Below are 2,405 nucleotides of genomic sequence, written 5' to 3' on the forward strand. Positions count from 1 at the left end.
TTCTCGTATATTTCCATCGAGTTTAACGTCCGCGTTCTCTTTGTTGTGTTTGCCGCCGTCCCACCATCTCCTAAGAGCTTTTGTGCTCCCTAGCCCCTCGCCTTTCATTATCCAATCCAAGGATAGTTTTTCGCTATTACTTATGTCTTGTAACCTTGATGTAGGTATAGACTTTCTCGTCTTCCAACCGTCTAATGTTTTATAAGGAATACCTAAAACTTCGGCTAGCTCGGTATCATTTTTTACTCCGAAATGGAATCTCAATCTCCCTAAAATCTCGTTTATTTCATTCATATTTTTTCCTTCTGCGGAAATTTCCTACTAATACCTTGATTTTCAAGGAAAAACGAGGTATAATTCCTTTACGATTTTTTTTTAAATGTTATGCAAATTATACCATAATTTTTGAAAGGCGTTAAAAGAAAATTTACAAAAAGGGCATCTGCGATGAGCGAAGTGGACCAAATTTTAGCAAAAGCGTGCTTCTTTGCCAGCGTTAAAACCGATACGGAGCTTAGCGAGTTTTTGCGGATTCCGTATAAGGCATTGACGGGTTGGAAAACTAGAGGGCATATCCCCGAAAAAAGGATCACACAGATAGCACTAGCCCTCGGCATACGCCCAGATGCGCTACTCGTTTCAGGCGATAAGGATAGAGAAATGACGGTGCGAGAGGAGCTAGATAGACTAAAGTCTCGTTTGAAAATAAAAACCGACCGACAGCTGGCTGTAGCATTAAGCACAACAGAAGCATCTATAGATAAATGGATAAGCAAAAAAGCCGTCCCGCAAAAATGGCAGAGGATAATAGCGCTGCTCTTTCCAGAACCGCAAACTGATTTTTTTGAAGAACACGCCTTTAAAGCCGAAGAGGAAGCAAGAAAAAAGATGGCGTTTGCTTTAAGCGAAGACGATGGGATTTCTACTGAAAAAGAACTACCCGTAGAGGTAGTTAGATATTGGCTAGAAGCGGAGCTTTGCGAGTATAAAAGGCTCGATGCCCTAATTGCCAAGCTTGAGTTTGATCTGGCGCAGGCTAGTCGCGATATGGAGAGATCTGAGCGTAAAATTAATTTGGCTCGCTCAGTTTTGAACTCTCGCGATCCCGACGCAGAAATATCGGATAAAGAGCTAAAAGTCGGGCTTATACGGGCTTTTAGTCCTCAAAGCGTCTCCGATCCTATCGAAAAAATTCTCGCTTTATTACGTAAGGATTGATTATGTCAAAACACTACGTCCTGCTTAGCACCCTTAGCACCCCGGCGCAAAGAGCCGAGGCAGTGAGGCTCGATAACTCCCTCAAGCTCGGAGAGTTTTGCGAGCTGCTTCACACTTCGCGCCACCTCTACAACCGGGCGAAAGATGGACAATACCCTTTCTTGCTTGAATGGGCGTATGCGCTTAAAGAAAATTTACACGTCAATATCGATTGGCTCAAAAGCGGCGTCGGTCCGATCTACGAGATCGAATTTACCGAGGATATGAAAATTTTATAGGGGGCGGAGATGTTAGAGGTTTTGCTTGAGATGGGTTTTGCGGATTGGGCGGTAGCCCTGCTTTGCCTTGCCCTTTTAGAGCTTATCGGATACGCGCTTTACAAAGAGGGCGGCGGGCTATGAGAGAGTTTATGTCTCTGGAGTCCGCTTGCGCCACCTACGAAACCCCGCGCAAGGCCCTGCAAAACCTATCCTATTTCGACCGAAGGACCGGGCGCGACGCTAGGTTTTATAGACAAGACGGGCATCTATACGTGAGACAAAACTACAAATGTCCTCATTTTGACGACATCGCAGAGCTTTATTACAGAGCCTTAGAGTGTGCCGATAGCGAAAAGGAGATAGCCAAATTTATATCTCGCCGCACTGGCAAAAACATCAATGCGGTTTATTTTTATTTCAGAAATTTCAAGTTCAAAAACCCGGACTTTGCTCGTGTCGTAGCAAAGCTTCTAGGGATTTTTATAAGACAAAACAATCTATTCGCGGAAGTGGGATATTAACATGGAGAATAATATATTTCAAACGATAAGAGAGACGATCGACAAAGAGCAGTTTAGGGATTATATAAGCTCAAAATACGGCATAGAGTTTAAGGGCCGCACGGCTAACGGCTTCTGCCCTTTTCACGATCACGACCACGACACGCCGAGCCTCGGCGTCGCAAACGGCAAGAGCGGCGGAGCTTTCTTCCACTGCTTCGCTTGCGGAGCTAGCGGCGATATCGTGAGATTTACGGAGATGAAAGAGAGCATCCCTCCGCTTGATGCCGCCGCTGCTGTGTGCGAATACTTCGGCATTCCGCACAATATCAAAAAGGGCGAACTCAGCGAGGAGCAAAAGGCGCAGATCGAGGCTAGAGCAAAGCTTTTACAAGAGCAAAACGAAGCCCGCGCAAAAGCGGACGCC

5 protein-coding genes are annotated in these 2,405 nt (G+C 45.4%); 4 read left to right on the top strand and 1 reads right to left on the bottom strand.

The features are described from left to right. Positions 1–294 (bottom strand): helix-turn-helix domain-containing protein (locus Q0140_RS11535; RefSeq protein ID WP_297964730.1); only part of this gene is annotated, 294 nt, incomplete at its 3' end. A gap of 153 nt (positions 295–447) precedes the next feature. Here Q0140_RS11535 and Q0140_RS11540 point away from each other — a divergent pair. From Q0140_RS11540 to Q0140_RS11555, 4 genes are all read left to right on the top strand, one after another. Further along, positions 448–1,218: a helix-turn-helix domain-containing protein gene (locus tag Q0140_RS11540; RefSeq protein ID WP_297964732.1), complete on the top strand. Its 771-nt coding sequence runs from the start codon at positions 448–450 to the stop codon at positions 1,216–1,218. 2 nt (positions 1,219–1,220) lie between these two features. Continuing rightward, positions 1,221–1,496, top strand: a complete 276-nt coding sequence (locus tag Q0140_RS11545; protein ID WP_297964733.1) for a hypothetical protein — start codon at positions 1,221–1,223, stop codon at positions 1,494–1,496. 119 nt (positions 1,497–1,615) lie between these two features. Next, the gene (locus Q0140_RS11550; protein WP_297964735.1) at positions 1,616–1,999 is read left to right on the top strand and encodes a hypothetical protein; all 384 of its coding nucleotides are present in this window, start codon (positions 1,616–1,618) and stop codon (positions 1,997–1,999) included. Between the two features lies 1 nt (position 2,000). Next, positions 2,001–2,405: CHC2 zinc finger domain-containing protein (locus Q0140_RS11555; protein WP_297964737.1), on the top strand; the 405-nt coding region annotated here is incomplete at its 3' end.

Origin of the sequence: uncultured Campylobacter sp. (assembly GCF_938045405.1) — a bacterium.
In the GTDB taxonomy this organism is placed as follows: Bacteria; Campylobacterota; Campylobacteria; order Campylobacterales; family Campylobacteraceae; genus Campylobacter_B.